20 protein-coding genes are annotated in these 25,099 nt (G+C 64.0%); 9 read left to right on the top strand and 11 right to left on the bottom strand.

Annotated elements, in window-relative coordinates; translation table 11 throughout:
- Positions 1-176: 176 nt before the first annotated feature.
- From uraD to E8Q40_RS03275, 4 genes are all read right to left on the bottom strand, one after another.
- The gene (uraD, locus tag E8Q40_RS03260; protein ID WP_137043038.1) at positions 177-1,064 is read right to left on the bottom strand and encodes a 2-oxo-4-hydroxy-4-carboxy-5-ureidoimidazoline decarboxylase; all 888 of its coding nucleotides are present in this window, start codon (positions 1,062-1,064) and stop codon (positions 177-179) included.
- A gap of 223 nt (positions 1,065-1,287) precedes the next feature.
- Positions 1,288-2,490, bottom strand: coding sequence for a urate hydroxylase PuuD (locus E8Q40_RS03265; protein WP_137043039.1), 1,203 nt, complete (start codon positions 2,488-2,490; stop codon positions 1,288-1,290).
- 78 nt (positions 2,491-2,568) lie between these two features.
- Entirely contained in the window at positions 2,569-4,104 is a 1,536-nt protein-coding gene (locus E8Q40_RS03270; RefSeq protein ID WP_137043040.1) for a S10 family peptidase, read from the bottom strand.
- A 95-nt stretch (positions 4,105-4,199) separates the two neighbouring features.
- Positions 4,200-4,973 (bottom strand): N-formylglutamate amidohydrolase, encoded by a 774-nt coding sequence (locus E8Q40_RS03275; RefSeq protein ID WP_137043041.1) that lies wholly within the window; start codon positions 4,971-4,973, stop codon positions 4,200-4,202.
- A 140-nt stretch (positions 4,974-5,113) separates the two neighbouring features.
- On the opposite strand from E8Q40_RS03275, the gene E8Q40_RS03280 reads away from it, so the two are divergent.
- Complete coding sequence (locus tag E8Q40_RS03280; RefSeq protein WP_137043042.1) at positions 5,114-5,926, top strand: transglutaminase family protein; 813 nt, start codon at positions 5,114-5,116, stop codon at positions 5,924-5,926.
- Between the two features lie 37 nt (positions 5,927-5,963).
- On the opposite strand, the gene infA is transcribed toward E8Q40_RS03280, so the two are convergent.
- Together infA and E8Q40_RS03290 are read right to left on the bottom strand one after the other, a co-directional pair.
- Entirely contained in the window at positions 5,964-6,236 is a 273-nt protein-coding gene (gene infA, locus E8Q40_RS03285; RefSeq protein WP_137043043.1) for a translation initiation factor IF-1, read from the bottom strand.
- A 115-nt stretch (positions 6,237-6,351) separates the two neighbouring features.
- Positions 6,352-7,830 carry a DEAD/DEAH box helicase gene (locus E8Q40_RS03290; RefSeq protein WP_137043044.1) on the bottom strand — a complete coding sequence of 493 codons (1,479 nt, stop codon included), beginning with the start codon at positions 7,828-7,830 and terminating at the stop codon, positions 6,352-6,354.
- A gap of 367 nt (positions 7,831-8,197) precedes the next feature.
- On the opposite strand from E8Q40_RS03290, the gene E8Q40_RS03295 reads away from it, so the two are divergent.
- From E8Q40_RS03295 to E8Q40_RS03305, 3 genes are all read left to right on the top strand, one after another.
- On the top strand, positions 8,198-9,391 hold the full coding sequence (locus tag E8Q40_RS03295; RefSeq protein WP_137043045.1) for a CaiB/BaiF CoA-transferase family protein: 1,194 nt from the start codon (positions 8,198-8,200) through the stop codon (positions 9,389-9,391).
- Positions 9,392-9,403: 12 nt separating this feature from the next.
- On the top strand, positions 9,404-10,204 hold the full coding sequence (locus E8Q40_RS03300; protein WP_137043046.1) for an enoyl-CoA hydratase: 801 nt from the start codon (positions 9,404-9,406) through the stop codon (positions 10,202-10,204).
- A gap of 121 nt (positions 10,205-10,325) precedes the next feature.
- The gene (locus tag E8Q40_RS03305) at positions 10,326-11,753 is read left to right on the top strand and encodes an NAD-dependent succinate-semialdehyde dehydrogenase (RefSeq protein ID WP_137043047.1); all 1,428 of its coding nucleotides are present in this window, start codon (positions 10,326-10,328) and stop codon (positions 11,751-11,753) included.
- A gap of 164 nt (positions 11,754-11,917) precedes the next feature.
- Here E8Q40_RS03305 and E8Q40_RS03310 read toward each other — a convergent pair whose 3' ends face one another.
- Positions 11,918-14,239: a xanthine dehydrogenase family protein molybdopterin-binding subunit gene (locus tag E8Q40_RS03310; RefSeq protein WP_168197725.1), complete on the bottom strand. Its 2,322-nt coding sequence runs from the start codon at positions 14,237-14,239 to the stop codon at positions 11,918-11,920.
- A 181-nt stretch (positions 14,240-14,420) separates the two neighbouring features.
- Between E8Q40_RS03310 and E8Q40_RS03315 the strand changes: the two genes are divergently transcribed.
- The 3 genes from E8Q40_RS03315 to E8Q40_RS03325 all read left to right on the top strand — a co-directional run bounded on the left by E8Q40_RS03315 (position 14,421) and on the right by E8Q40_RS03325 (position 18,184).
- Positions 14,421-15,377 (top strand): NAD(P)-dependent oxidoreductase, encoded by a 957-nt coding sequence (locus E8Q40_RS03315; RefSeq protein WP_137043049.1) that lies wholly within the window; start codon positions 14,421-14,423, stop codon positions 15,375-15,377.
- A gap of 160 nt (positions 15,378-15,537) precedes the next feature.
- Complete coding sequence (locus E8Q40_RS03320) at positions 15,538-16,125, top strand: hypothetical protein (protein ID WP_137043050.1); 588 nt, start codon at positions 15,538-15,540, stop codon at positions 16,123-16,125.
- 364 nt (positions 16,126-16,489) lie between these two features.
- Positions 16,490-18,184 (top strand): methyl-accepting chemotaxis protein, encoded by a 1,695-nt coding sequence (locus E8Q40_RS03325; protein ID WP_137043051.1) that lies wholly within the window; start codon positions 16,490-16,492, stop codon positions 18,182-18,184.
- 126 nt (positions 18,185-18,310) lie between these two features.
- On the opposite strand, the gene E8Q40_RS03330 is transcribed toward E8Q40_RS03325, so the two are convergent.
- The 4 genes from E8Q40_RS03330 to E8Q40_RS03345 form a co-directional block, all read right to left on the bottom strand.
- Positions 18,311-18,730, bottom strand: coding sequence for a DUF983 domain-containing protein (locus E8Q40_RS03330; protein WP_137043052.1), 420 nt, complete (start codon positions 18,728-18,730; stop codon positions 18,311-18,313).
- 23 nt (positions 18,731-18,753) lie between these two features.
- Positions 18,754-19,008 (bottom strand): hypothetical protein, encoded by a 255-nt coding sequence (locus tag E8Q40_RS03335; RefSeq protein WP_137043053.1) that lies wholly within the window; start codon positions 19,006-19,008, stop codon positions 18,754-18,756.
- 92 nt (positions 19,009-19,100) lie between these two features.
- Positions 19,101-20,393, bottom strand: coding sequence for a Xaa-Pro peptidase family protein (locus E8Q40_RS03340; RefSeq protein ID WP_137043054.1), 1,293 nt, complete (start codon positions 20,391-20,393; stop codon positions 19,101-19,103).
- A gap of 856 nt (positions 20,394-21,249) precedes the next feature.
- On the bottom strand, positions 21,250-22,413 hold the full coding sequence (locus E8Q40_RS03345; RefSeq protein WP_137043055.1) for a cobalamin-independent methionine synthase II family protein: 1,164 nt from the start codon (positions 22,411-22,413) through the stop codon (positions 21,250-21,252).
- Between the two features lie 171 nt (positions 22,414-22,584).
- On the opposite strand from E8Q40_RS03345, the gene E8Q40_RS03350 reads away from it, so the two are divergent.
- Positions 22,585-24,129: a benzoate-CoA ligase family protein gene (locus E8Q40_RS03350; protein WP_137046567.1), complete on the top strand. Its 1,545-nt coding sequence runs from the start codon at positions 22,585-22,587 to the stop codon at positions 24,127-24,129.
- Between the two features lie 124 nt (positions 24,130-24,253).
- The gene (locus E8Q40_RS03355; protein WP_137043056.1) at positions 24,254-25,063 is read left to right on the top strand and encodes an alpha/beta fold hydrolase; all 810 of its coding nucleotides are present in this window, start codon (positions 24,254-24,256) and stop codon (positions 25,061-25,063) included.
- Positions 25,064-25,099 lie beyond the last annotated feature (36 nt).

Consider the following 25,099-nt stretch of genomic DNA (forward strand, 5'->3'; position numbering starts at 1 on the left):
GGTTGTCCCGTTACTCTTGACCGGTGACGCCGCGAAGTCCCCCGTGCGGCGTCTAGAAAAGTGACAAGCCAATATTGTGCCAATTCCGGCGGCAGTAGAAGGGATCAATTGTCGCCAGTCCCTGCCTATCCACGCGGCAATTGCGGCATTCCGGCCTGCCGTTTGGGCATTTGCGGTCAACTGCCGCGGTAGGTCCCGTAGGCCCAGGGCGAGGTCGAGATCGGCACATGATAGTGGCCTTCCGGCTCGGCGACGCCGAAGCGGATCGGCACCACGTCAAGGAACGGCGGGTCGGATAGCGGCACGCCGCGGGTTCGGAAATAGGCGCCGATGGAGAAGCGCAGTTCGTAGACGCCTTTCGGCACCGGCCGGCCACCGATCAGCGGCGTGTCGGTGCGGCCGTCCTTGTTGGTCGCCGTCCTGACGACGAGCCGCTCGGCGCCGTCGCGCGACAATTCCCATAGTTCGACTGCGACACCCTCGGCCGGCCGGCCGCTATGCGTGTCGAGCACATGGGTGGAGAGGCGACCTGCGACGGGCAGTTTGTCCGACGCGGCGACGCGCTGGTCGAGGCGCAAGGCCCCGATCCGGAAAATTTCGCCGAGCGCGGTGTCGGTCTCAGCGGCGTCGCCCTGGGCGAGGCGGCGTTCGAATTCGGAAAGGATCGAATCCTTCGTGTGCCGCCGCACGCAGACGATGAAAGGAATGCCGAATTTGGCCTTGTAGGCATCGTTGAGCGCATGGAAGCGCGTGTAGTCGGCTTCGCTCAAACGGTCGAGGCCGGCGCTCGTCTGTTCGCTTGTCGAATCCGGCGTCAGCGCGCCGGCGCGCGCCGCCTTGCCGGCGAGATCGGGATGCGCGGTGATCAGCTTCATGCGCGCCTCGGCCGGCGCGGCTTTGACTGCGGCGATCATCGCGTCGTGCAACGCGGCAAGCGTCGCGAACGGGCGCTGCTTGGCCGCGGCTTCGGCCACCCAGGGCGAATGTTCGTAGATGTCCGCCAGGGCCGCGGTGAAGTCGGCGGGGGGCATTGCGTTCAGTTGGTCGAGCGTGAATTGGGTCATCGTATGATGCTGCCGTTGCCGCGAACTCAGACTGCTCCCTCTCCCCACACAACTCGGGTTTACCCGAGTTGTGCACCAAAAAGTCACCAAAGTCGGATTTATCCGACTTTGGATGGGGAGAGGGTTGGGGTGAGGGGGGTAAGTGACTCTCGAGAGTTTGTAACCCCTCACCCGGCACGCTTCGCGCGCCGACCTCTCCCTATGGGAGAGGTGAAGTCAACCATCACTCCCCCGGCGCTCCGGCCGCATACCACGCCGCAATGACCTGCCGCTCTTCCGGCGTCATTTCGGTCACGTTGCCCGGCGGCATGGCGCTGGCAAAGCCGGCTTGCAGCGCGATCAGCTTGGCATGCAGCCGGATCGCCTCGGCCGTGTCGAGGTGGATCGCCTTCGGCGCCTCGCCAATGCCGGTCCAGACCGGCTCGGCGGTGTGGCACATGCTGCAGCGGGACATCACAATTTCATTGACGGCCGCGAATTTCGGCGTCTCCGGCAAGGCGCCGGTCTTGCCGTCCTTGGGACCGTTGGTCGACAGCCACAGCACCACCATCATGGCGAAAGCGGCGACGAACCAGGTCCACCATGGCGAGGGCTTGCCTTCGTGCCGCGCATTGTAGAAATGACGGATCACCGGGCCGATCACCAGCACGATCGCGACGATGATCCAGTTGTTCCTGGTCGCGAACAGCAGCGGGTAATGATTGCTGAGCATCAGGAACACGACCGGCAGCGTCAGGTAGTTGTTGTGCACCGAACGCTGCTTGCCGAGCTCGCCCCACACCGGATTCGGCTTCTCGCCGGCGATCAGCGCCGCGACGGTCTTGCGCTGGTTCGGCATGATCACCGCGAACACATTGGCGACCATGATGGTGCCGATCAGCGCGCCAATCTGGGTGAAGGCGCCACGGCCGCTGAAAACATGGGTGAAGCCGTAAGTCAGCGCGACCAGATAGACATAGCCCACCAAAGCCAGCGCCACCTCGTGTTTGCCGAGCGGCGAGCGGCACAGCGCCTCATAGACCAGCCAGCTTGCGACCAGGCTGAAGAAGGCGATCGCCGCCGCCATCGGCGCGCTCATGTTCAGCACCGACTTGTCGATCAGGAACAGATCGGCCTGCATGTAATAGACCAGCACCAGCAGCGCGAATCCGGACAGCCAGGTCGCATAGGCTTCCCATTTGAACCAGGTCAGTTCGTCCGGCATGTTCTTGGGCGCCACCAGAAACTTGATCATCTGGTAGAAGCCGCCGCCATGGATCTGCCAGGCGTCGCCCTTGACCCCGTCGGGCAGGCCCTCGCGCTTCTTCAGGCTGAGGTCGAGGTGGATGAAATAGAACGACGAGCCGATCCAGGCGATGCCGGCGACGACGTGCAGCCAGCGCACTGTGGCGCTCAACAGTTCCGAAGCGACGAGAGTGAAGTCCAAGCGGCGGCCCCCAAGTATAGCCCGGCCGGCCCACCATGACAGATGGGACCTCAGGTATTCAAGGGAGCCGTGGCTGGTCTATTCCGCCGCGCGATAGAAGGCGGCGGCGTCGTCGCTGAAGGCTTTGCGCTGGTCGGCGGCGATATAGAACATATGGCCGCCGCGATAGAGCTTGAACTGGACGCGGCCGGACGGCCCGATCGGCGGCAGATGGTCGAGCACATAGCGCGACATGCCGTAGGGCGTGACCATGTCGGCATAGCCGTGCACCACCATCAGGCGGAACGACGGGCTGAAGGCGAGCAAGGTGCGGATGTCGTCGTCCGACGTCGCGGCGAAGCGTCCGCCATGGCCCCAGTCCCAGTTGCCGCTGATGTCGTTGGCCAGCAGCGTGTAGGTCATCTCGGTCTTGAAGCCGAGTTCATTGCGCGCGTAGTCGGCAAAGCCGCCGCCATAGGCGCGTGTCACCCCGTCGAGGATCGGATCGGCCCCGCGCGCGGCGCGGCGCTCCGGGTTCGGATCGTCCACCGCGTAGTCGGCGTCGTAGCGGCTGACGATCTTGCCGGCGCGGATGGTTTTGACGAAGTCGTTGATGAAACCGCGCGACGACGCGATCGTGCCTTCCGGTACGCCGGTCATCGCGGCGACACGCGCATAGAACGCCTTGGCGGCGTCGCCCTCCGGCCTTTTGCCAGCGAGCGTGACCAGATAATCCGTCATCGCGAACTTCTCCGCCTCGGCCTGCGCCTGCGGCGTGAACGCCTTTTTGCGCTCGAGTTCGGCGGCGGCGAGCGAGGGCATCTGCAAGGCGGCACGCAGCGCCGAGGTGTCGTCGCCGAAGGTCAGCCAGCCCTCGAGCAGCGGCGAGACGAGGATGAGCCCGCTCACCGCGAGGCCCTGCTCACGCAGCAATGCGCGCGCTGTCTTCACGGCGCGAAAGCCGCCATAGCTTTCGCCGAGCAGATATTTCGGCGAGCCGCCGCGGTTGTTGTGCGCGACATAGAGCGCGATCGCTTTGGCCATGGCGTCGGCATCGCTGCGCACGCTCCAGAAACTCTTGGCATTGTCGCTCTTGGCGGCGCGGCTCCAGCCGGTGCCGACCGGATCGATCAGCACCAGATCGGTGAAGGCGAGCCAGGTGGCGGGGTTGTCGCGCAATTCGGCGCGCGCGGCGTCATGGCCGCCGGGCCCGAGTTCGAGAATGCGCGGGCCGACCACGCCCATATGCAGATAGGCCGAAGCCGCGCCCGGCCCGCCATTGAAGGCGAAGGTCAGCGGCCGGTTCGGGCCACCGTTCTTGGCAACGTAAGCGGTGTAGAACACCGCCGCGCTCTGGCTGCCGGACTGGTCGTAGAACGGCAGCGTGCCTGCCGTCGCGGTGTAGTCGATCTTGCCTTGCGGCGTCGCGATGGAATGCTGTGTGATTGCGTCGGCCGGCAGCAGCTTGAGGATGCCGTCGGCGGCGGCTTCGCGTCGTTCATTTTGAGGCGATGGGCTGGCGCTTTTTGCAGCCTCTTTGGCGGCTTCCTGTGCGGAAGCGGCGCCGGGCCAAGCGGCGATCATGCCGGCAAGCAGGACGACCCATGCGAAACGATAGCCGTCGGCAGATTTCATGGCGCACCTGATCGGAGGCGGGAGCCCGATTACCCGATTGTATTGTGGGCTTTGTGGGGCGGCGGGCAATAGCGGCGGGCCTCAAGTTGTCGCGTTTAAAGAGCGGCGTAGGTTTGCGGCAGCAGGCGCGCCAGCCGCGCCGCCCATGCGATTTCGCCTTGTTCGTCGGCGATCAGGTCCTGACGAATCTCGATGGCAATGTGATGCAGGGCGCGCTGTTCGCCATGCGTGGGGATCGTGTAGTCGGTGAGATCGTCGACGCGATAAGGTTCGTTATCGCCGACCGTGAGATCGCCTTCGGCCTCCAGCACGGCTTTCAGCCGCTTCGAAAAGCGATCGTCGCGATTGTACAGCACGCCGGCATGCCAGGGCCGGACGAAGCCCTTGTAGACCGGCGTGAAGCTGTGCATCGCCACCAGAGCGACCGGCCGCCCGCTTTGCAGGCGGCGATTCAGTTCGGTTTCGATGGCGTCGTGGTACGGCCGGAAAATTTCGGTCACGCGCGCCGATTTTTGCGCTTCGCTCAATCCGATGTTGCCTGGTATGGCGGTTAGTTCGCTGATCTCCGGCATCGATGACGGCACGCCCGGTGGCCTGTTGCAGTCGATCACCAGGCGCGAATAGTTCTGCTGGATCAGGACGGCATCGAGCGTATCGGCAAGGTGGCGCGATACGCCGGCGATGCCGATGTCCCAGCCGATGTGACGCGCGCGCTCTTCGTCCGACACGCCGAGATCGCCCAGCGCGCGGGGAATGCGGTTACCGGCGTGATCGGCGACCAGAAGCAAAGGCGACGTGCCGTCAGCATTATGGATTGTGACGGGCGAGGGCTCGTCCGGAGCCAGCAGGGCGGTCAGTTTTGCGTCCATATCGGCCTTCTAAAGCGTTTTCGAGCGAAGTGGAAACCGGTTCGCGTGAAGAAAACGCGTCAAAACAATATGGCAGATAGTATGCAACGATTTTTACCGTGGAGCGTATGATATCAAACATATCAGGTCATGGAGTTTGTATGAAAATCCGCGCGGGCTACGAAATAGCCTACGACTGCCCGCAACCGACGCCGATGATTCTGCAGTTGAGTGTGCATCCGTCACGCACGCCTGATCTGATGAGCTGGGATCGCATCAATTTTGAGCCGCCAATTCCGGCCCGTACCTATCACGATGCATTCGGCAACTTCTGCCATGTGATTACCGCCCCGAAAGGCCGGCTGAAAATTACGGCGGACTTCACGATCCAGGACAGCGGCAGAACCGATCCGGTTGTCGCCAATGCCTATCAGCATGCGCTGTCCGAATTGCCGCCCGACGTACTGGTTTATCTCCTGGGCAGCCGCTACTGCGAAACCGATCGTCTCAGCGACGTGGCGTGGAAGACGTTCGGTCACCTGCCTGCGGGCTGGTCGCTGGTGCAGGCGGTCTGCGACTACGTGCACAACCACATCACGTTCGGCTATGAACATGCCGATCCGACCATGTCGGCCTGGGAGGTCTACAACAAGCGGCGTGGCGTCTGCCGCGACTTCGCTCATCTCGCCATCACCTTTTGCCGGTGTCTCAATATCCCGGCGCGCTATTGCACCGGTTATCTCGGCGATATAGGCATGCCGCCGCCTTATGCGCCCGGCGATTTCGCGGCGTGGATGGAAGTCTACCTCGGCGGCGCCTGGCATCTGTTCGACCCGCGCAATAATGTGCCGCGCATCGGCCGCATCCTGATGGCGCGCGGGCGCGATGCCACCGACGTCGCCATTGTGACGTCGTTTGGCCTGTGCACGCTGGCGGGGTTTAAGGTGATTACCGACGAAGTCGCGTCGGCATAATTCACGGCAGGCAAGATCGCCTGCCGGTCCGATCCAGCTAGCGGCGGCGGAAATTCGGCCGGCGCTGCGCCGGCGCCGATGTCGGGGCGTCGCCTTTGTGCCGGAAACTGATGCGGCCGCGCTGCAGGTCGTAGGGCGACATTTCCACGATCACCCGGTCGCCGACACCGGTGCGGATGCGGAATTTGCGCATCTTGCCGGCGGTGTAGGCCAGCACCTCGTGCTCGTTATCGAGCTTCACCCGGAAATTGCCGTCCGGCAACACTTCGGTCACCGTCCCGTCGAACTCCAGCATTTCTTCTTTCGGCATCCAAATCCTCTCCCGGTCGGCCGCGCCCTATCAGGGGCGGGCTACCTTTATCCGAAAAACCGATCCCTCCCCAAGGCCGTTTTTCGGCCTTTGGGGAGGTAATTCAGTCGATAGTTCAGCGCGGCGCGTGGCTGCGCGGGCGGTTCGGGCCTCGCTGCATGAACTTCATGCCGCCAATGTTCTCGGCACCGCCATTGCCGCCGGCCGCCGCCACCGGGCGGTTGCCGTTGCGCTGGCCGTTCTGGTGGCCGCCATTGGGATGACCCTTGGCGCGCTGCGGACGCGGCTGACCCTGCTCGCCATGAGCTGAGCCATGACCCTGACCGCCATGACCTTGACCACCATGACCCTGGCCGTTGCGGCCGCGGTTCTGACCATTGCCGCCGCGGCGGTTGCCACCGGCATTGCGGCCATTGGCGTGGTGATGCGGCGCCGGCTCGCCGGCGGGCCGGCTGGCTGAGCGACCGGTGCGCTTGTCCTCGGATGGGATCTTGATGCGGATGGTGCGCTCGATGTCGCGCAGGAAGCCGTTCTCTTCGTGATCGCAGAACGAGATGGCGACGCCGTCGCGGCCGGCGCGCGCGGTGCGGCCGATGCGATGCACATAGGATTCCGGAATGTTCGGCAGATCGTAATTGACGACATGGCTGATGCCGTCGACGTCGATGCCGCGCGCGGCGATGTCGGTCGCGATCAGGATGCGCAACGAGCCATCACGGAACTGGGCGAGCACGCGCTCGCGCTGGTTCTGCGACTTGTTGCCGTGGATCGCCGCCGAAGGCAGGCCGGCGGTCTCGAGCTGACGCACAACCTTGTCGGCGCCGTGCTTGGTGCGGGTGAACACCAGCACGCGGTCGATAGTCTCGGACTTGATGACCTCGACCAAAAGGCCCGGCTTCGCCGACTTTTCGGTGAGGATCACGCGCTGCGCGATGCGCTCGACAGTGGTCGATTCCGGCGTCACCGACACGCGCTCCGGATTCTTGAGCATCGACTCGGCAAGCTGGGTGATTTCCTTCGGCATGGTGGCCGAGAAGAACAAGGTCTGCCGCTTCTGCGGCAGCATCGATACAATTTTCTTGATGTCGCGGATGAAGCCCATGTCGAGCATGCGGTCGGCTTCGTCGAGCACCAGGATTTCGACCTGATCGAGCACGACCGAACGCTGCTGAACGAGATCGAGCAGACGGCCCGGCGTCGCTACCAGCACTTCGGCGCCGCGCGCCATGCCGCGGGATTGCCGGTTGATCGGCACGCCGCCGATGGCGAGTTCGATCGTCAGCGGGCGGATGTGCCGGCCATAGGTGCGGAAGCTGTCGGCGATCTGGCCGGACAGTTCGCGCGTCGGCGACAAGACCAGCACGCGCGCGGCCTTCTGCATCGGGCGCATGCGGTTGTTGACGATGTGGTTGAGGATCGGCAGCGCGAACGAGGCGGTCTTGCCGGTGCCGGTCTGGGCGATGCCGACAATGTCGCGGCCCGTCAGAGCGACGGGGATGGTCTGGGCCTGGATCGGGGTGGGGGTTTCGTATTTCTCTTCGGCGAGGGCACGAAGGATCGGTTCGGCGAGGCCGAAATTGTTGAAGTTAGTCAAAACGTCTCTTTTCTAATGCGACGACACGACCGGGCACGCTTCGCGCGCACGGCGGATCGGGGTTTCAAGACATCCCGCGTTGCCAGGGTTGCCGTGTCGGTTCAGGTGAGGCGGAAAAGGCGGGGCGAAAATCGTTTTGAAGGAAATTCGTGCACGCAGCCCGCGAGGAAGCTCGAATCGAGCCTACATCCGCAGGGCTGATATGACAGCGCCCGGTGTTCTTTTCAAGGCGAGATTGGGCAATATCGCGCCGGAACGTGAACGAAATCGGCCCGGACGCGCGCAATCTGTCGCCGATAGACTTCCCCGCCCGGATCGTGGAAGGTCTTGGCCCCGTTGAAGCTTTTGACGTGTGGAGCTGCTTGAAATGCCATTTCCCCGGGCGTCCTCGGCCTTGTCCCGATTTACCATTCTCGACCTTACCCGGGTCCGTTCGGGGCCGACCTGCGTTCGGCAGCTCGCCGACTGGGGCGCCAATGTCATCAAGATCGAGACCCCGCCACACCTGGAAAAGGGCGAAGGCCCGGGCGGCCCGCGCGACAATGCCGACTTCCAGAACCTGCATCGCAACAAGCGCAGCATCACGCTCGATCTGAAGTCGCCGCAGGGCCTCGCGGCTTTCAAGCGTCTGGTCGAAAAGGCCGACGTCGTGGTCGAGAACTTCCGCCCCGACGTGAAGGACCGCCTCGGCATCGACTACGAGTCGCTCAAGAAGATCAACAAGCGCATTGTCCTCGCCAGCATTTCCGGCTTCGGTCAGGACGGGCCCTATCGCGACCGCCCCGGCTTCGATCAGATCGCGCAGGGCATGGGCGGCCTGATGTCGATCACCGGCGAGCCGGGGCGCGGCCCGATGCGCGTCGGCATTCCGGTCGCCGATCTGTGCGCCGGTCTGTTTTGCGCGCTTGGCATCCAGACGGCACTGCTCGAGCGTGAAGTGTCGGGCGAAGGGCAGTGGGTCTCGACCTCGCTGCTGCAGGCGCAGGTCTTCATGCTCGACTTCCAGGCGGCGCGCTGGCTGCAGCACCATGAGGTCGCCGGTCAGGCCGGCAATGACCACCCGACCACCATCCCGACCGGCGTGTTCAAGACCGCCGACGGTTACATCAACATCGCTGTTGCCGGTCACGTGATCTGGGAGCGCTTATGTCACGCGCTCGGCGCGCCGGAGATGCTCGACAATCCCGACTTCAAGACTAACACCTTGCGCTCGAAGAACCGCCAGGCGGTCAACGATGCGATCAACGCCAAGACCGTGCACAGGACCAGCGCCGAATGGATTGCGTTGTTCGAGAAGGCCGGCGTGCCGTCGGGGCCGATCAACTCGATCGATCAGGTGTTTGCCGACGAGCAGGTCAGGCATCTGAAGATCGCGCAGGATGGCATCAAGCCGAACGGTGAGACGCAGACTTTCGTCGGCCAGCCCTTCGTGCTGTCGCGCACGCCGAGCCGCATCGCCGCGACGCCGCCGAGCCAGGGCGAGCACACCGACGAGGTGCTCAAGGAATTCGGTTTCGCGCCCGACGAAATCGCCGCGCTACATCAGGCGAAAGCTGTCTAAAGGACTGTGGAAATGAACGCGCCCGTGAAGACCGACAAGATGCTCTCCCGCAAGGAGGGCCAGGTCGGCTATCTCACATTCAACAATCCCGACAAGCTCAACGCCGTGTCGCTCGACATGTGGGAAGCGGCCGAGAGCTATCTCGACGAGTTCAAGCGCGACGACAACATCCGCGTCGTCATCGTCACCGGCGCCGGCGGCAAGGCCTTCGTGTCCGGCGCCGACATCTCGAAGTTCGCCAGCGAGCGCTCCAGCAAGGAAGCCTCCGATCGTTACAACGAAGCGGTCGACCGCGCTTACGGTGCCTTCTATGACTTCCCCAAGCCGACCATCGCCATGATCCGCGGCTATTGCGTCGGCGGCGGCGTTGGACTGGCGCTGGCCTGCGACATGCGCATTTGCACCGAGGCGTCCAAGTTCGCGGTGCCCGCGGCCAAGCTGTCGCTCGGCTATCGCTTTTCCGGCCTCAAGAAGCTCGTTGACGTCGTCGGCCCGTCCTTCGCCAAGGAAATCTTCTACACCGCACGGCAGTTCACCGCGCAGGAGGCGCACGGCATGGGCCTCGTCAATCGCGTGGTGCCCGACGGTGAACTGGAAGCCTATGTGCAGAACTATGCCGAGACCATCGCCGGCAATGCGCCGCTCACGGTCGACTCGGTCAAGTTCATCGTCAATGAAATCCTCAAGGACCCCGCCGACCGCGACATGGACAAGGCGGAAGCCATGGTCCAGGCCTGCTTCGCGTCGAGCGATTACATCGAGGGCCGCAAGGCCTTCATGGAAAAGCGCAAGCCGAAATTCACGGGCAAATAAGCCCGCATATTTGTTCCGAATTATCTTTCGCAGCGCAACGACAGGGTGCTGTGGCCGCAGCATGCTGAAAGTGCTAAGGCACGCGCCGAGTTGAGTGGACACCGGGAACACGAGGTTCGATATGTATACCGATCTCAAGCTTTACATCGACGGCCAGTGGCTGGGCGCGGACAACCGCAAGAGCGAGGACGTCATCAATCCCGCGACCGGCAAGGTGCTGGCCAGGCTGCCGCACGCCTCGAAGGCCGATCTCGATGCCGCGCTCGCCGCCGCCAACAAGGCGTTCGGCGCCTGGAGCAAAACCTCGGCCTATGACCGTTCGAACTTCCTGCGCAAGGCGGCGATGCTGATGCGCGAACGCGCCGACCACATCGCGCGCGTGCAGACGCAGGAGCAGGGCAAGCCGTTCCCGGAATCGCGCATTGAGGTCATGACCTCCGCCGACATTACGGACTGGTATGCCGAGGAAGGCCGTAGAGCTTATGGCCGCATCGTGCCGGGCCGCGTGAAGGGCATCCGCCAGATCGTCACGCAGGAGCCGGTCGGCGTCGCCGCTGCCTTCACGCCGTGGAATTTCCCGACGCTGACGCCGATCCGCAAGATCGCCGGTGCACTCGCCGCGGGCTGCACGCTCATCATCAAGGCCTCGGAAGAAGTGCCGGGTGGCTGCGTCGAACTGGTGAAATGCTTCGCCGATGCCGGTTTGCCGGCGGGCGTGCTCAATCTCGTCTTCGGCGTGCCGGCCGAAGTGTCCGAGCACATCATCCCGTCGCCGATCGTCAAGAAAGTGTCGTTCACCGGCTCGGTACCGGTCGGCAAGCATCTCGCCGCCATGGCGGCGCGCGGCATGAAGCGCGCCACCATGGAGCTTGGCGGCCATTCGCCGGTGCTGGTGTTCGACGATGCCGACCCGATCAAGGCGGCCGACACCATTGCCGCATTCAAATATCGCAATGCCGGGCAGGTCTGTATCTCGCCGACTCGCTTCTATGTGCAGGAGAAGAACTACAACAAGTTCGTCGAGCGCTTCGTCGAATACGCCAAGGGCCTCAAGCTCGGCGACGGCCTCGACAAGGACACCAAGATGGGTCCGCTCGCCAATCCGCGTCGGCTCGATGCGATGGAGTCCTTCGTCAACGACGCCAAGGCGCGCGGCGGCAAGATCGCGACCGGCGGCAACCGCGTCGGCAACCAGGGCTTCTTCTTCGAGCCGACCGTGATCACCGACATTCCGGACGACTCGAAGATCATGACCGAGGAGCCGTTCGGCCCGCTGGCGCCGATCGTGCCGTTCAAGACCTTCGATGAAGTGATCGAGCGCGCCAACTCGCTGCCCTTCGGGCTGGCCTCCTATGCCTTCACGACGTCGTCGGCGACCGCCAATGCGGTAGGCGACGCCATCCAGGCCGGTATGGTCGGTATCAACTCTGTGATGGTGTCGACGCCGGAAACGCCGTTCGGCGGCGTCAAGGATTCCGGCTATGGCTCGGAAGGCGGCATCGAAGGCCTGCAGGCTTATCTGAACACGAAGTTCATCAGCCAGGCTTAGCTTCTTCTTCCCCTCTCCCCTTGTGGGAGAGGGTGGCGAGCAGCGTGAGCTGCGAGCCGGGTGAGGGGTCGGAGTCTGCGATCAGCGCAGACCCCTCACCCGCCTTCGCTTCGCTCAGGCACCCTCTCCCACAAGGGGAGAGGGAAGAACGGCAGGAGCCCTTACTACTTCCCCATCCCCCTCTGACACGCCGCCCACACCTTGGCCGGCGTCGCCGGCATATCCATGTAGTCGGCGGCGCCATTGGGAATGGCGTTGGAAATCGCGTTCATCACCGCGGCAATCGCCGCCGTGGTGCCGGACTCGCCGACGCCCTTGACGCCGAGCGGGTTGGTCGTCGCCGGCACGACATGCATCGCCTCGCGCAGTTCGACCGGCATGTCGTGGGCGCGTGGCATGCCGTAATCCATGAACGAGCCCGACACGAGCTGGCCGCTGTCTTCGTCGTAAACCGCGTTCTCAACCAATGCCTGGCCGAGGCCTTGTGCGATCGCGCCCTGCACCTGGCCCGAGGCGATGGTCTTGTCGAGCGGATTGCCGCTGTCGTCGACCGCCGTATAGGTGATGATGTCGAAATGGCCGGTGTCGGGATCGATCTCGACTTCGGCGATGTGACAGCCGTTGGGGTAGGTGGTCGGCGCGTGGCCTTGATCCTTGGTGTCGAGGCTTTCGCCCATCACCTTGGCGCGCTCCGCCGTCTCGAACAGCGTGATCCGCCGGTCGGTGCCGACAACCTCGAAGTGTCCGTCGCGATATTGGATGTCGTCTTCCGACGCTTCCAGCGCCGACGCAGCGATTTTCTTCGCCTTGGCCAGCATCGTATCGGCGGTGACAAGAATGGCGGTGCCGGCACACATCGCCGAACGCGAGCCCACGGAGGCAAAGCCCGCGATACCTAGGTCGCTGTCGCCGTGGCGGTGCTCAATGGTGCTGGCGTCGATGCCGAGCTTGGCCGCCAGCAGATGACCGAATACGGTGGCGTGGCTCTGCCCTGTCGATTGCACATTCAGGCCGAGAACGAGCTTGTCGCCGCCGGGAAAGCTGACCGAGGCCTGCTCGGTCGGCAAGGCGCCAGCATGTTCGAGCATGCAGGAAATGCCGATGCCGCGCAGCTTCTTGCGTCTGGCCGCCTCGCGCTTGCGCTTGCTGAAGTTCTCGTAGTCGGCGAGCTTAAGGGCCTTGTCGACGACGGCCGGGAAGTCGCCGGAGTCGTAGGTCTGGATCGGCGTCTTGTAAGGCATCGCCGACGGCGGGATCAGGTTCTTCTTGCGCAGCTTGGCCGGATCCATCTTCAATAGGCGCGCCGCTTCCTCGACCGCGCGCTCCAGCGCGTAATTGGCCTCGGGGCGACCGGCGCCGCGATAGGGACCGATCGGCACCGTGTTGGAGAAATAACAAGCGGCCGACACATCCATCTTCGGGATGGCGTACATCGCCGGCAGGCATTGCCAGAAACTCAGCGTGTTGATCTGCGCGCCGGCGCTGGTGATGTAGGCGCCCTGATTGCACAGATGCCGGGCACGCAGCGCGATGAACTTACCCTTGGCGTCGCAGGCGAGCTCGACGTGGGTGATAGCGTCGCGTGCCTGATTGTCGGTAACGAAAGATTCCGAACGCGTCGCCATCCAATGCACCGGCCGGCCGAGCTTCTTCGCCGCGACAAGGAGCGCGATATATTCGGGATAGACCGAGGTCTTGACGCCGAAGGCGCCGCCGACGTCCTGCGTGATGACGCGCAGTTTGTCATCCGGTACGCCGAGCACCGAGGCCGTCATGCGGCGTAACGGGTCGGTACCCTGTGAGCAGGAATGCAGCGTATAGCTGTCGGTCTTGGCGTCGTAGACTCCCGTGGCGCCGCGCGTCTCCATCGAGGCGACGACCATGCGCTGGTTGGTGACCGTGATCCTGGCGACATGCGCAGCCTTGGCGATCGTATCGTCGACCGCCTTCTCGTTGTCCTTGTCTTCCTTCATGCCAGGCCAATCGATGGCGAGATTGCCGGGTGCCTCCGCGTACAGCACGGTGTCGGCTTTCATCGCCTGGTCGAGGCTGACGACTGGCAGCAGCTCTTCGTATTCGACATCGACCAGATCGGTCGCGTCGAGTGCTTCCGCCAGGGATTCGGCCACCACGAGCGCGACCGGGTCGCCGACATGCATCACTTTGTCGCCCACCAGTGCCGGACGAAACGGCATGGCGAGGGGAGCGCCGCCGCGCCCGGTGAGGGGGCCGTGCCGCGAGATCGAGCCGATGCCGGCGGCCTTGATGTCGGCCGCGGTCAGCACGGCGATGACGCCTTTGGCCTTGAGCGCCGCCTCGGTCCCGACCGACAGCACGCGCGCGTGTGCATAAGGCGAGCGCACGAACACGCCGGCGGCCTGACCCGGCAGGCGTGGATCGTCCACGAACTGCCCGGCGCCGCGCACCAAAGCGTCATCCTCGACACGCGGCTCGGAATTACTGCGGGGTGGGATGGTCAGTGTCATGGGCCGGATCCTAGGGCTTTGGCGGGCGTGCCACCAAAAGGGGCACGGTTCTATAGCAGGGCGCAACGCACGCATGCAGCCGTTGCCCACCACTGGCGCGTCTCGCGCGGAACCGCTATGCGAATACGCAAGACAAAGCCGCCGCGGTCAACGCGGAAGAAATTGCAAGGGAGAGACCTGAATGTCCAAGAACACCCAGAAGCTCGGCTGGATCGGGACCGGGCGCATGGGCGCGCCGATGGCCGAGCGTCTGCTCAAGGCCGGCCACGATGTAACCGTCTGGAACCGGACCCGCGCCAAGGCCGAACCGCTGGCCAAAAGCGGCGGCAAGGTCGTCGACAAGCTGTCCGATCTCGCCGGCCTCGATGTGGTGTTCTCCATCGTCTCGACCGGCAAGGATCTCGACGAAATCTATTTCGGCCCGAACGGCGTGCTGGCGAACGGCGGCAAGGCGCCGAAGATCGTTGTCGATTGCTCGACCATTTCCATTGAGGACTCCGTCGAGATTCGCCGCAAGCTGATGGAAGCCGGCAGCGATTATCTCACCGCGCCGGTGTCGGGCAATGCCAAGGTCATCAAGGCCGGCAAGCTGTCCTCCGTCGTGTCGGGCTCGGAGGACGTGTTCCGCGCCGCCAAGCCGCTCATCGACGTCATCGCGCCGCAGGGCGTCGCCTATGTCGGCGAGGGCGATCTCGCCCGCGTCTGCAAGATCGCGCACAACGTCATGCTCGGCGTCGTCATCGAGAACCTGATCGAGATCACGCTGCTCGCCAACAAGATGGGCGTGCCGCGCCACGCCTTCCTCGCCTTCATGAACAACGGCGTCATGGGCTCGATGTTCACGAAATACAAATCGCCGGCTCTGGTCAATCTCGACTGGACCACCACCTTCACGCCGGAGTTGCTGCGCAAGGACCTTGATCTCGGACTCGAACTCGGTCGCGAATTCGACGTGCCGATGCCGGTGACGGCGGCGACGCGCGAGGTGCTGCAGGGTCATTTCGGCGCGGCGATGCTGCAGAAGGATCCGGAAGCCTATCTGCAGAAGGATTTCGCGGCACTGATGGAGACCATGGCGCTCGCCGCCGGCATGAAGCTCGAACCGGAGAACGTCAAGGTCGGCACCGGGCTCGAGTAAAGCGTGGTCCGCGCCCGCAGGATTGTTGCCCGCCCCCAAGGAGCGGGGGCGGGTGCCCTGCGATCGGGCGCATCGCGCCGGCTGAATTGGCTGTCATTGCGCCCTGCGGCGGGCCATGGTGGCTCCCGCGACGCTATTCGGCGTCCGAAGGGCCCCAACGATGAATCCTCAGATCAATGAGCTGATCGGCAAGATCAAACAGCTCGAATCCGAACTTGACGCGGAGCTTGCCAAGCGGAGTGCCGAGTTGCGCTACGGCATGGAGCATGGCCGCGCCGCCTTCGAGGAAGAGCTGCTGCGCCGCCATCGCGAGTTGCGCCAGAAGCTGCTGCCCTATGTTTTCGGCGCCCGTCCCCTGGTGATGCTGGTCGCGCCGGTGATCTATGCCGGCATCGTGCCGTTCGTGGTGCTCGATATGTTCGTTTCAGTCTATCAGGCCGTGTGCTTCCCGGTGTACGGCATCGCCAAGGTGAAGCGCGCCGACTATCTGGTGTTCGACCGTCACCATCTCGCCTATCTCAACGCGCTCGAAAAGCTCAATTGCGCTTATTGCTCCTATGCCAACGGTCTCATCGCCTATGCTCGTGAGATCGTGGCGCGTACCGAGCAGTACTGGTGTCCGATCAAGCACGCGCGCCGTGTCATCGGCACGCACACGCGCTACGCGTTGTTCGATGACTATGGCGATGGCGAGGGGTATCGGGAGCGGCTCGAGGAACTGCGGAAGGATCTGGCCAAAGGCGATTGATGCCAACCGGGCGGGGCGGGCTTGGGCCCCCAAAAAAAGAGGGGCTTCCGTGAGGAAGCCCCTTTTCACAAGGTGGAGGATTCTTGCCGCCGGCCGTTCTGATCGAACGAGCGATCGGTGTGCACAACGGGTTGAGTGAAGCGGCAGCACCGCTCCGGCTCCAGTAAAAATGGCGTAACAAATACTCCGTGCGGAATCTGTGCATTTCCGGGCCACGCTGTGGCACACGGTCCGCGCGAATAGCTGCTCGCATTCGCTGTCACAATCGTGCTCCGACACGACGGCTGCATGAATGTGTCATTAAGCAATCGGGAACATATCGCGGCGTAAATACCGTCACTGAAATTCCCGCCTCGGAAATCCAATGCTGCGCATATCTGCGATTCGTCTGCCGATCGCCGCCAAGGCGATGCTGCTGATTGGAGCACTCGGCATTCTGTCGGCCGCCGCCAATTGGTACAGCCTGCGCAGCCTGCAGGACGTCGATCGCCTCAACGACATCGTGACGCACGAGATCGCGCCGGTACGACTTATCCTGACCGAGTCCAAGATCGCCGCCGAATCGCTCGGGCTTGCGACCTACAAGATGGCCGCCGCCAGCGATCCCGAGACCATCCGCGAAGCCGTCGCCGAGCGCGCCGGGCAGTATGCCTCGGCGAAGCATTGGCTCGCCGGCGTGATCGAGGCGATGCCGGATCGCGAGAACGACGTGCGCGGCATGCTACGCCGGCTCGACGTCCTCAACGCCCTCGCCGACGAGGTGCTGGCGGCGATCAATGCCGGCGACAACGCCAAGGTGCGTCATCTGCTCGAATTCCGCTTTGACCCGGCAGTCGTCGACGCCACCACCAGCATGAACCGCTTGATCGACGTGCTCGGCGGCCAGATGCGTGTCGCCATCGAAACGGCGGGCGAGAAGCGGGCCGCCACCTACGATTTGCTGACCATCATGCTGGTCGCAGGCACGTTGGGCACCATCCTGATCGCCATGCTGCTCGCCCATCGCACTGTGGCGCGGCCGCTGCGGCGTCTGGCTTTTGCCATGCGCGAGATCGCACAGGGCCGGCTCGACGCGCCGATCGATGGCCTCAAGCGCGGCGACGAGGTCGGCACCATGGCGCGGGCGGTGCTGGTGTTCCGCGACAACGCCGTGGCCCTGAAGGACGCGCAGGAGATGCGCAAGCGGGCGCGCGAGCAGGCTGCCGTCGACAAGCGCGAAGCGCTCGAGCAACTGGCGCGCAATTTCGAGAGCAAGATTCTCAGCGTTGCCGCCGCGCTTGCCCACTCTGCCTCCGAGCTCGACCGATCGGCCCAGGCGATGAGCGAGGTCGCCGACGAATCCGGCGATCACGCCGGTACCGCCGCCGTCGTCGCGCAGGAAACCACCGAGGTTGCCGGCACCGTCGCCGCCGCCATCGAGGAATTGTCGGCCTCGATGCATGACATCGACGGGCAGCTCACCCACGCCTCGGGCGCGGTGCTCGATGCCTCGCGCCGCGCCGAAATGGCCGTGACCAATGTCGACAGCCTGACCCAGGCGGTCAGCGACATCGACAAGGTCGTCGGCATGATCCAGGCCATCGCCAGCCAGACCAATCTGCTGGCGCTCAACGCCACCATCGAGGCGGCCCGCGCCGGTGAGGCCGGCCGCGGCTTCGCCGTGGTGGCGCAGGAGGTCAAGTCGCTCGCGACGCAGACGACCCAGGCGCTCGCCAATATTCGCAGCAAGACCGAATCCGTCGCCGGCATTATTGGCGGCGTGCGCACCACGACCGAATCCATCGCCCAGGGCATAGCCGGCATCCGCACCGTGGCGCGCGCCATCACCGAGGCGGTGAGTGTGCAGAGCCAGGCGACGCAGAAGATCGCCGAGACCGTCGAGGGCGCGGCGGTGCGCTCGCGTCAGGTGTCGCAGACCGTCGACGGCGTCAACGAGTTCGCCGCGCGCACGCGCACCGGCGCCGTGGAAATCCAGCACGCCGCCGCGGATCTCAGCCGTCAGGCCGCCGCGCTGCAGGTCGAGGCGCAGGACTTCATTGCCGGCGTGCGGGCGGCGTAATACTCAGTCGTCATCACCCGCGCATAGCCGTTCGAAGAACGGCGTTCTTTCAGAACGCCTATGAGCGGGTGATCCAGCAATTTCTTGGAAGAGCTGGATGGCCCGCTTTCGCGGACCATGACGGCCTTACTTGGCGGTGGCCTGCCTTGCTTTCTTCGCCGCCTCGAAGCCGTGCAGGCCGGCATACCATTGCAGGGCGACGACCGTGCCCTTGACCGGTTGGATGAGCGCTATCGCCATCACGAAGGCGAGCGCCGGCCACAAAGTCACGCTGAGCCAGATCGGCGGAGTATAGTTCATCTCCACCGCCAGCACGATCGGCACCACTAGAAGGCCGGTCAGCACCGTCACGAGATAGGCCGGGAAGTCGTCGGCGCGATGATGGTGCAATTCCTCGCCGCAGGAGGGGCATTTGTCCGCCACTTTAAGAAAGGCGCGGAACAGGCGGCCTTCGCCGCAGGCCGGGCATTTGCCGCGAAAGCCGCGGCCCAGCGCGCCAAAGGCGCCGCGCGGCAGCTGGCGCGGCTTCTGAATTCTGTTGTCCATGCCGGCTTGTATCGCGTCGGCGTCTATCCCGCCATCGCCCGGATGAGAGCCAGCACCGGATAACCGAACGCGCCGTCGATCTGGTAGGCGAGGTTGCGCAGCCATGCCGGCGCCTGATCGGTATAGGCGAACAGCATGAAGCCGACGAACAGCGCGAGCGCTGCGCCGCTCCACAGCACGAACGAGATGACGCGCGCGCGGTTCTCCGCGCGCTGCTTGTCGGTCATGTAGCGGGGATCGACGGGCGGGATCATCTTGCTCACCAACTGCACGGTCATGGCCGGGCTTGACCCGGCCATCCCGCTTAGGCGGGCATAGTACCAACCTAAGCGGGGTCACCGGGTCAAGCCCGGTGACGACAAGAAGGGCCTCAATACCTGTTCGCGATCGGCAGTTCTTCCGCCGGGAACAGCGAGATCACGCGGCAGCCTTTGTCGGTGACCACGACTTCTTCCTCGATCCGCGCGCCGGAGTATCCATCCGTCGCCGGGCAATAGGTCTCGATGGCGAACACCATGCCTTCCTTGATCTCGGTCGGGTGGTCCATCGACACCACGCGCGAGATCACCGGCCGCTCGTGCAGCGCCAGACCAAGTCCGTGCGCGAATTGCAGGCCGAAGGCCGATGTCTCGTCCGGGAAACCGAACTCCTGCGCCGTCGGGAAGGCTTCGGCGATATGCGAGGTGGTGGCGCCGGGCTTGATGCGGGCCATCGCATTGTCGAGCCATTCGCGGCACTGCTTGTAGGCGTCGCGCTGCGCCGGCGTGGCGCGGCCGACATTGAAGGTGCGGTAGTAGCAGGTGCGATAGCCCATGAACGACTGCAGGATGTCGAAGAAGGCCTGGTCGCCGGGGCGGATCATGCGGTCGGTGAAATTGTGCGGATGCGGGTTGCAGCGCTCGCCGGAAATGGCGTTCACCGCCTCGACGTCGTCGGAGCCATGGCGATAGAGAAACTCGTTGACCATGGCGACGACGTCGTTCTCGCGCACGCCGGGGCGCAGCTTCTCGTTGATCAGGTCATAGGCGCCGTCGACCATCGCCGCGGCGCGATTGAGCAGATGGATCTCGTCCTGCGACTTGATCTCGCGCGCTTCCAGCATCACCTGCTGGCCGTCGACGACATTGATGCCGGCCTTCTGCAGCTCGAACATCATCGGCGGCTCGATGAGATCGACTCCGACCGGCATGTCGCCGACGCCGGCCTCCTTGAGCAGCGAGGCGATCTCGCCGGCGTGCTTCTTCATCAGGCCGAACTTGGGATCGACCATGCCGCGCATACCGATCAGGCCGGCCTTGCAGTTCTCCGGCGCCAGCCAGGGCGTATAGAGCTTGTGATGCACGGCGGCCGAGCCGAAGTCCCACAGGATCGGTTCGCCGGTGCGCGTCAAGAGCGCCCAGCGGCACAGCTTGTCGCGCTCCCACTCGCCGATCTTGGTCGAGGTGATGTAGCGGATGTTGTTGACGTCGAAGACGAGGAGGGCGCCGAGCTCGGAATTGTCGAGCGCCTGCTTGGCGCGGCCGAGCCGGTAGCGGTGCAGGCGCTGGTAATTGACGCGCTCCTCGAAGTCGACGCCGTTGGTGCCGAGCGAAGGCAAAGCGCGGCCCCAGTTATGACGGGGGTTCACATCATCGGCGCTGATCTTGCGGACGGTCTGGTCCATCTGGGCTTCCTCGCACGGTTCTTGTTGTGCCGGCGCATCGGGCGGCCGGCTTTGCTCGGGGTGCATTATAGCGGCTTGGCGGCGCGGCGACAGGGTTGGGCAGATATCGCGAGCCGTGGGCCGCGGGACCCGCCTTTCCGTCATTCCGGGGCGCCACGAAGTGGCGAACCCGGAATCCATATCCCCGGTGCTGCGGCGTATGGATTCCGGGCCCGGTGCTACGCACCGTCCCGGAATGACAAATAGAAAATAGTCCTTGACTATTATTCCTAGGATATTATAGGCTCATTTCGTCCTGTTCCGGCCGGGGGCGCTGTCATGAGGCGTCGTGTCAGTGGAGCAGGATGCGGTGCCCGCGGGCCTGGGAAAACGCATCCCAGGCGCTCGGGCGGCGAGGGGGCACGCGCAAACAAGTTTACGCAGTTTGCGCAAAGCAAACTGCTATGCCGGAGGCACTATGACCTCCTGCAAGGAGCTTGCTGATGGTGAGCGCTACCCATCGCAAGATGGATCAGCCGCCAGAAGCGCGGCCCGTCACTGTGAAGACACCGCGATGGAGCGCCGCGGGGCGCAGGCATCTCGCGTCATGAGATGCCTCGCACCGCAAGGTGCGAAACGACAATGGGCGCCTCGCGGCGCTCCATCCCCTCGGCATGCGCCGAGGGGGCGAAAGGGAAAGCCGGCGTGACCCGCGCCGTAAAGAACAGGGCCAGCGGAGCGTTGGCTGAGGGCTGTTTGACAATCGAAGCACGTAATCAAAAGCTGTCATGCCCGCGAAAGCGGGGCATCCAGTAACCGCTGACGCCTGCGTTTACTGGATCGTCCGCTTTCGCGGACGATGACAGCGCAGGGATTCTCACGCCACCTTCCTGCCCCAGAGCCGTGTCGAGGCGATGTCGGCGCCCTCGCGCAGCGATTTGAGCTTCAACCACACCGCCGGCTCGATCACCCACTCTCTGTTCGTGAAGGTGCCGAAGCCGCAATCGGTCGAGGCGACGACGCGCTCGCGATCGCCCACCGCCGCCACCGCATCCTCGATGCGCCGCGCGACGACCTCGGGATGCTCGACGAAATTCGATGTCGTCTCGATCACACCCGGCAGCAGGATCATGTGCTTGGGCAGCGGCGCCTTCTTGAATGCGGCGTATTCGTGGGCGTGACGCGGATTGGCAAATTCGATGGTCAGCGCGCCGACCTTGGCCTGATAGAGCGCCGGCAGGATCTTCTCCAGCGGGATGTCGTAAATATGCGGGCCTTCCCAGTTGCCATAGCAGACATGCAGCCGCACGCGGTCGGCCGGAATGCCGTCGATGCCGGCATTGATGGCGGCGACATGTGCCTCGACGCGCTTGATGAAGGCCGCATCGTCGAGATCGCGATAGAGCATGGTGCGGTCCATGGCGAGATCGGGCGCATCGATCTGCAGCACGAGGCCGGCATTATGGATGGCGAGATATTCATGCCGCATCTCGCGGGCCAAGGCGGCGAGATAGGCATCGTGCGTGTCGTAATGCGCATTCAGCATCGTCGACGAGATGATGCCCGGCGACGGTGCCGTCATGAAGGTCTCGGCGAACTTGCCCGCGGCGATGCGATTGAAGCGCGCCAGTTCGTCATTGATCGGCTTGACGTCGAGATATTTCAGTTCGCCCTGGCACTCCGGCGCGTTCTGCTGCTTCGATACGTGTGGGAAGCGCCGTGTCAGACTCGCCACCAGTTCGGGGAAGGCTTCGAATTCCTTGCCGCGCCGCCGGTTCGACACGCCGGCAAAGCCCGACATGCGCTGCGGCACATAGGTCTGGAAGCCGACGCGCTGCTGCTCGCCGTCATTGCCGATATCGATGCCCGCCTCGGCCTGCTTGCCGACGACATGAGCGACGGCCTTGTCGAGTTCGGACGCCATTTCGGCCGCGTCGAAGGGCTGGCCCTGTTCCTGGCGCACCAAGAGGTCGGACAATTTGTCGTTGCGCGGCAGCGAGCCGACATGGGTGGTCAGAATACGGTCGCGGCTGAGGATCATTGCGGCTTCACTCCCAGTGGGGGCGCGTTTTGCTTTGGAAATATGCTGCGCTAGGCAGCCTGCGCCCGTCTGTTGCATAATACCCGAATACTTCGGGAGGAAAACAAAATGACGGTCGCGGAAAAAATCGCGGCGGACACAGGCTCGGCCGACGCGGTGGGCGTGAGCCCCATGTTGGGCGCGCGCGGCTACAACTTTGCCGCCGATGTCCTCAAGCGCAATCTCGACGCGGGCCGCGCGGGCAAGCCGGCCTATATCGATGGGCGCGGCACCTGGACATACGGCCAGCTCGCCGACCGTGTGAACCGTTTCGGCGCGGCGCTGCGCGGCCTCGGCGTCCGCCGCGAGGAGCGCGTGTTGATGGCGGTGCTCGACACCATCGACTGGCCGACGACGTTTCTCGGCTGCCTCAAGGCCGGCATCATCGCGGTGCCGGTGAACACGCTGCTCACCGAGGACGACTATCGTTTCATGCTGGCCGACAGCCGCGCCAAGGCGCTGGTGGTGTCGGAGGCGCTGTTTCCGAAATTCGCGAAGATCATCGCGGAAAGCCCGGACCTCGAGCATGTCATCGTGTCGGGCGCCAACCCTCACGGCTATCGCCTGTTCGAGGATCTGATCGGCGCCGATGAACCGGAGGACTACACGGCACCGACGGTCGCCGATGACATGGCGTTCTGGCTCTACACCTCAGGCTCGACCGGTACGCCGAAAGGCGCCGTGCATGTCCATGGCAGCCTCAAGCTCACCGCCGACCTCTACGGCACGCCCGTCGTGGGGTTGAAGGAGAGCGACGTCGTGCATTCGGTGGCGAAGTTGTTCTTCGCCTATGGTCTCGGCAACGCCATGACGTTCCCGCTCAGCGTCGGCGCGACCACCGTACTCAATGCGGATCGCCCGACGCCGGACGGCGTTGCCGCGCTGTTGAAGAGGCATCCCATCACCGTGTTCTTCGCAGTGCCGACTTTCTACGCCGGCTTCCTCAACTCGCCGAGTGCGCCGCAGAAGTCCGAGGTCAAGCTGCGCCATTGCATCTCGGCGGGCGAGGCGCTGCCGGAAGGCATCGCGCGCAAATGGGAAGAGCGCTACGGCGTCTCGGTCTATGACGGCCTTGGCACCACCGAGATGCTGCACATCTTTCTGTCCAACCGCCCCGGCGCCACCAAATACGGCACCACCGGCAAGCCGGTGCCGGGCTATGAGATCAAGCTTCTCGGCGAGGACGGTCAGCCCGTGCCGAAAGGCGAAATGGGCGAAATGTATTCGCGCGGGCCGACCTCGGCGGTCATGTACTGGAACAACCGCGAGAAGTCGCGCTCGACCTTCCAGGGCGAGTGGACCCGCTCCGGCGACAAGTACATCGAGGACGAGGACGGCTATTTCATCTGCTGCGGCCGCGCCGACGACATGCTGAAAGTGTCGGGCATCTATGTCTCGCCCTTCGAGGTCGAGGCTGCTTTGGCGTCGCACCCCGACGTGCTGGAAGCCGCCGTGGTCGGCTGGCACGACGATGAGAAACTGGTGAAGCCGCGCGCCTTCGTCGTGCTCAAGCAACAGGACAAGGCCAGCGAGGCGCTGGTCGTGATGTTGCAGGAGCATGTGAAGCAGGTGCTGGCGCCGTACAAATATCCGCGCTGGATCGAATTCCGCGTCGATCTACCGAAGACGGCGACGGGGAAGATTCAGAGGTTCAAGCTGCGGGCGGAGCAGCAATAACAGTCGTCGTCCCCGCGAAGGCGGGGACCCATACGCCCTGCCTTACCGAGAGGACACGGCGTATGGGTCCCGGGCCTCCTTCGCTCCGCTCAGTCGCCCGGGACGACAGGATCGTGAGTGCGCCATGCAATTATCCGACTCCGGTTTTTTCTCCATCTGCGGCCACTCGCTCGAGTACCGCATGATCGGCCCGCGCCCGGATCAGGCGCCGACCATCGTCATGCTGCATGAAGGGCTCGGCTGCGTCGGTCTGTGGGGTGATTTTCCGGAGAAGGTGCAGCAGGCCACGGGGTGCGGCGTGTTCGTCTATTCGCGCGCCGGCTATGGTCAATCGTCGCCTGTAAAGCTGCCGCGGCCGCTCGACTATATGCACTTTGAGGCGCGCGAGGTGCTGCCGAAACTGCTCGATGCGATCAATGTGAAGCAGCATATCCTGTTCGGGCACTCGGATGGCGCGTCGATCGCCGCGATCTATGCCGGCTCGCATCAGGATCATCGCCTCGGCGGCATCATCCTGATGGCGCCGCATTTCTTCACCGAAGACATGGGCATTGCCGCTATCGCCGAGGCGAAAACGGCTTACGAGACCGCCGACCTCAAGGCCAAGCTCGCGCGCTGGCACAAGGACCCGGACAATGCTTTCCGCGGCTGGAACGATGCCTGGCTCGATCCCGATTTCCGCAAGTGGGATATCACCGAGCAGCTTGCCTATATCCGCGTGCCGATCCTGATCGTGCAGGGCGAGAACGACCAGTACGGCACCGTGGCGCAGATCGAAGTCGCGGAACGCGAATGCTACTGCCCGGTCGATGTGGCGCTGCTGCCCGGTGCAAAACATTCGCCGCAGCGCGAGGCGCCCGAGGCGACGCTCGCCGCAATCGCCGATTTCACCGCGCATGTGCTGGTGAATAACGGGTGGAGCCGCGCCGCCTGACTCCAAAAGAAAAACGGCCGGGCTTTTCGGCCCGGC

The sequence above is a fragment of the Pseudolabrys sp. FHR47 genome (genome assembly GCF_005153485.1).
In the GTDB taxonomy this organism is placed as follows: domain Bacteria; phylum Pseudomonadota; class Alphaproteobacteria; order Rhizobiales; family Xanthobacteraceae; genus Pseudolabrys.

What these genes read in the sequence shown, in the direction of transcription:
- infA (WP_137043043.1), bottom strand. Translation starts at nt 6,236, where the DNA reads ATGCCGAAAGAAGAAATGCTGGAGTTCGACGGGACGGTGACCGAAGTG.
- uraD (WP_137043038.1), bottom strand. Translation starts at nt 1,064, where the DNA reads ATGACCCAATTCACGCTCGACCAACTGAACGCAATGCCCCCCGCCGAC.
- E8Q40_RS03330 (WP_137043052.1), bottom strand. Translation starts at nt 18,730, where the DNA reads ATGGACAACAGAATTCAGAAGCCGCGCCAGCTGCCGCGCGGCGCCTTT.
- E8Q40_RS03305 (WP_137043047.1), top strand. Translation starts at nt 10,326, where the DNA reads ATGTATACCGATCTCAAGCTTTACATCGACGGCCAGTGGCTGGGCGCG.
- E8Q40_RS03310 (WP_168197725.1), bottom strand. Translation starts at nt 14,239, where the DNA reads ATGACACTGACCATCCCACCCCGCAGTAATTCCGAGCCGCGTGTCGAG.
- E8Q40_RS03340 (WP_137043054.1), bottom strand. Translation starts at nt 20,393, where the DNA reads ATGGACCAGACCGTCCGCAAGATCAGCGCCGATGATGTGAACCCCCGT.
- E8Q40_RS03355 (WP_137043056.1), top strand. Translation starts at nt 24,254, where the DNA reads ATGCAATTATCCGACTCCGGTTTTTTCTCCATCTGCGGCCACTCGCTC.
- E8Q40_RS03320 (WP_137043050.1), top strand. Translation starts at nt 15,538, where the DNA reads ATGAATCCTCAGATCAATGAGCTGATCGGCAAGATCAAACAGCTCGAA.
- E8Q40_RS03300 (WP_137043046.1), top strand. Translation starts at nt 9,404, where the DNA reads ATGAACGCGCCCGTGAAGACCGACAAGATGCTCTCCCGCAAGGAGGGC.
- E8Q40_RS03315 (WP_137043049.1), top strand. Translation starts at nt 14,421, where the DNA reads ATGTCCAAGAACACCCAGAAGCTCGGCTGGATCGGGACCGGGCGCATG.
- E8Q40_RS03325 (WP_137043051.1), top strand. Translation starts at nt 16,490, where the DNA reads ATGCTGCGCATATCTGCGATTCGTCTGCCGATCGCCGCCAAGGCGATG.
- E8Q40_RS03275 (WP_137043041.1), bottom strand. Translation starts at nt 4,973, where the DNA reads ATGGACGCAAAACTGACCGCCCTGCTGGCTCCGGACGAGCCCTCGCCC.
- E8Q40_RS03280 (WP_137043042.1), top strand. Translation starts at nt 5,114, where the DNA reads ATGAAAATCCGCGCGGGCTACGAAATAGCCTACGACTGCCCGCAACCG.
- E8Q40_RS03335 (WP_137043053.1), bottom strand. Translation starts at nt 19,008, where the DNA reads ATGACCGTGCAGTTGGTGAGCAAGATGATCCCGCCCGTCGATCCCCGC.
- E8Q40_RS03270 (WP_137043040.1), bottom strand. Translation starts at nt 4,104, where the DNA reads ATGAAATCTGCCGACGGCTATCGTTTCGCATGGGTCGTCCTGCTTGCC.
- E8Q40_RS03295 (WP_137043045.1), top strand. Translation starts at nt 8,198, where the DNA reads ATGCCATTTCCCCGGGCGTCCTCGGCCTTGTCCCGATTTACCATTCTC.
- E8Q40_RS03345 (WP_137043055.1), bottom strand. Translation starts at nt 22,413, where the DNA reads ATGATCCTCAGCCGCGACCGTATTCTGACCACCCATGTCGGCTCGCTG.
- E8Q40_RS03350 (WP_137046567.1), top strand. Translation starts at nt 22,585, where the DNA reads ATGTTGGGCGCGCGCGGCTACAACTTTGCCGCCGATGTCCTCAAGCGC.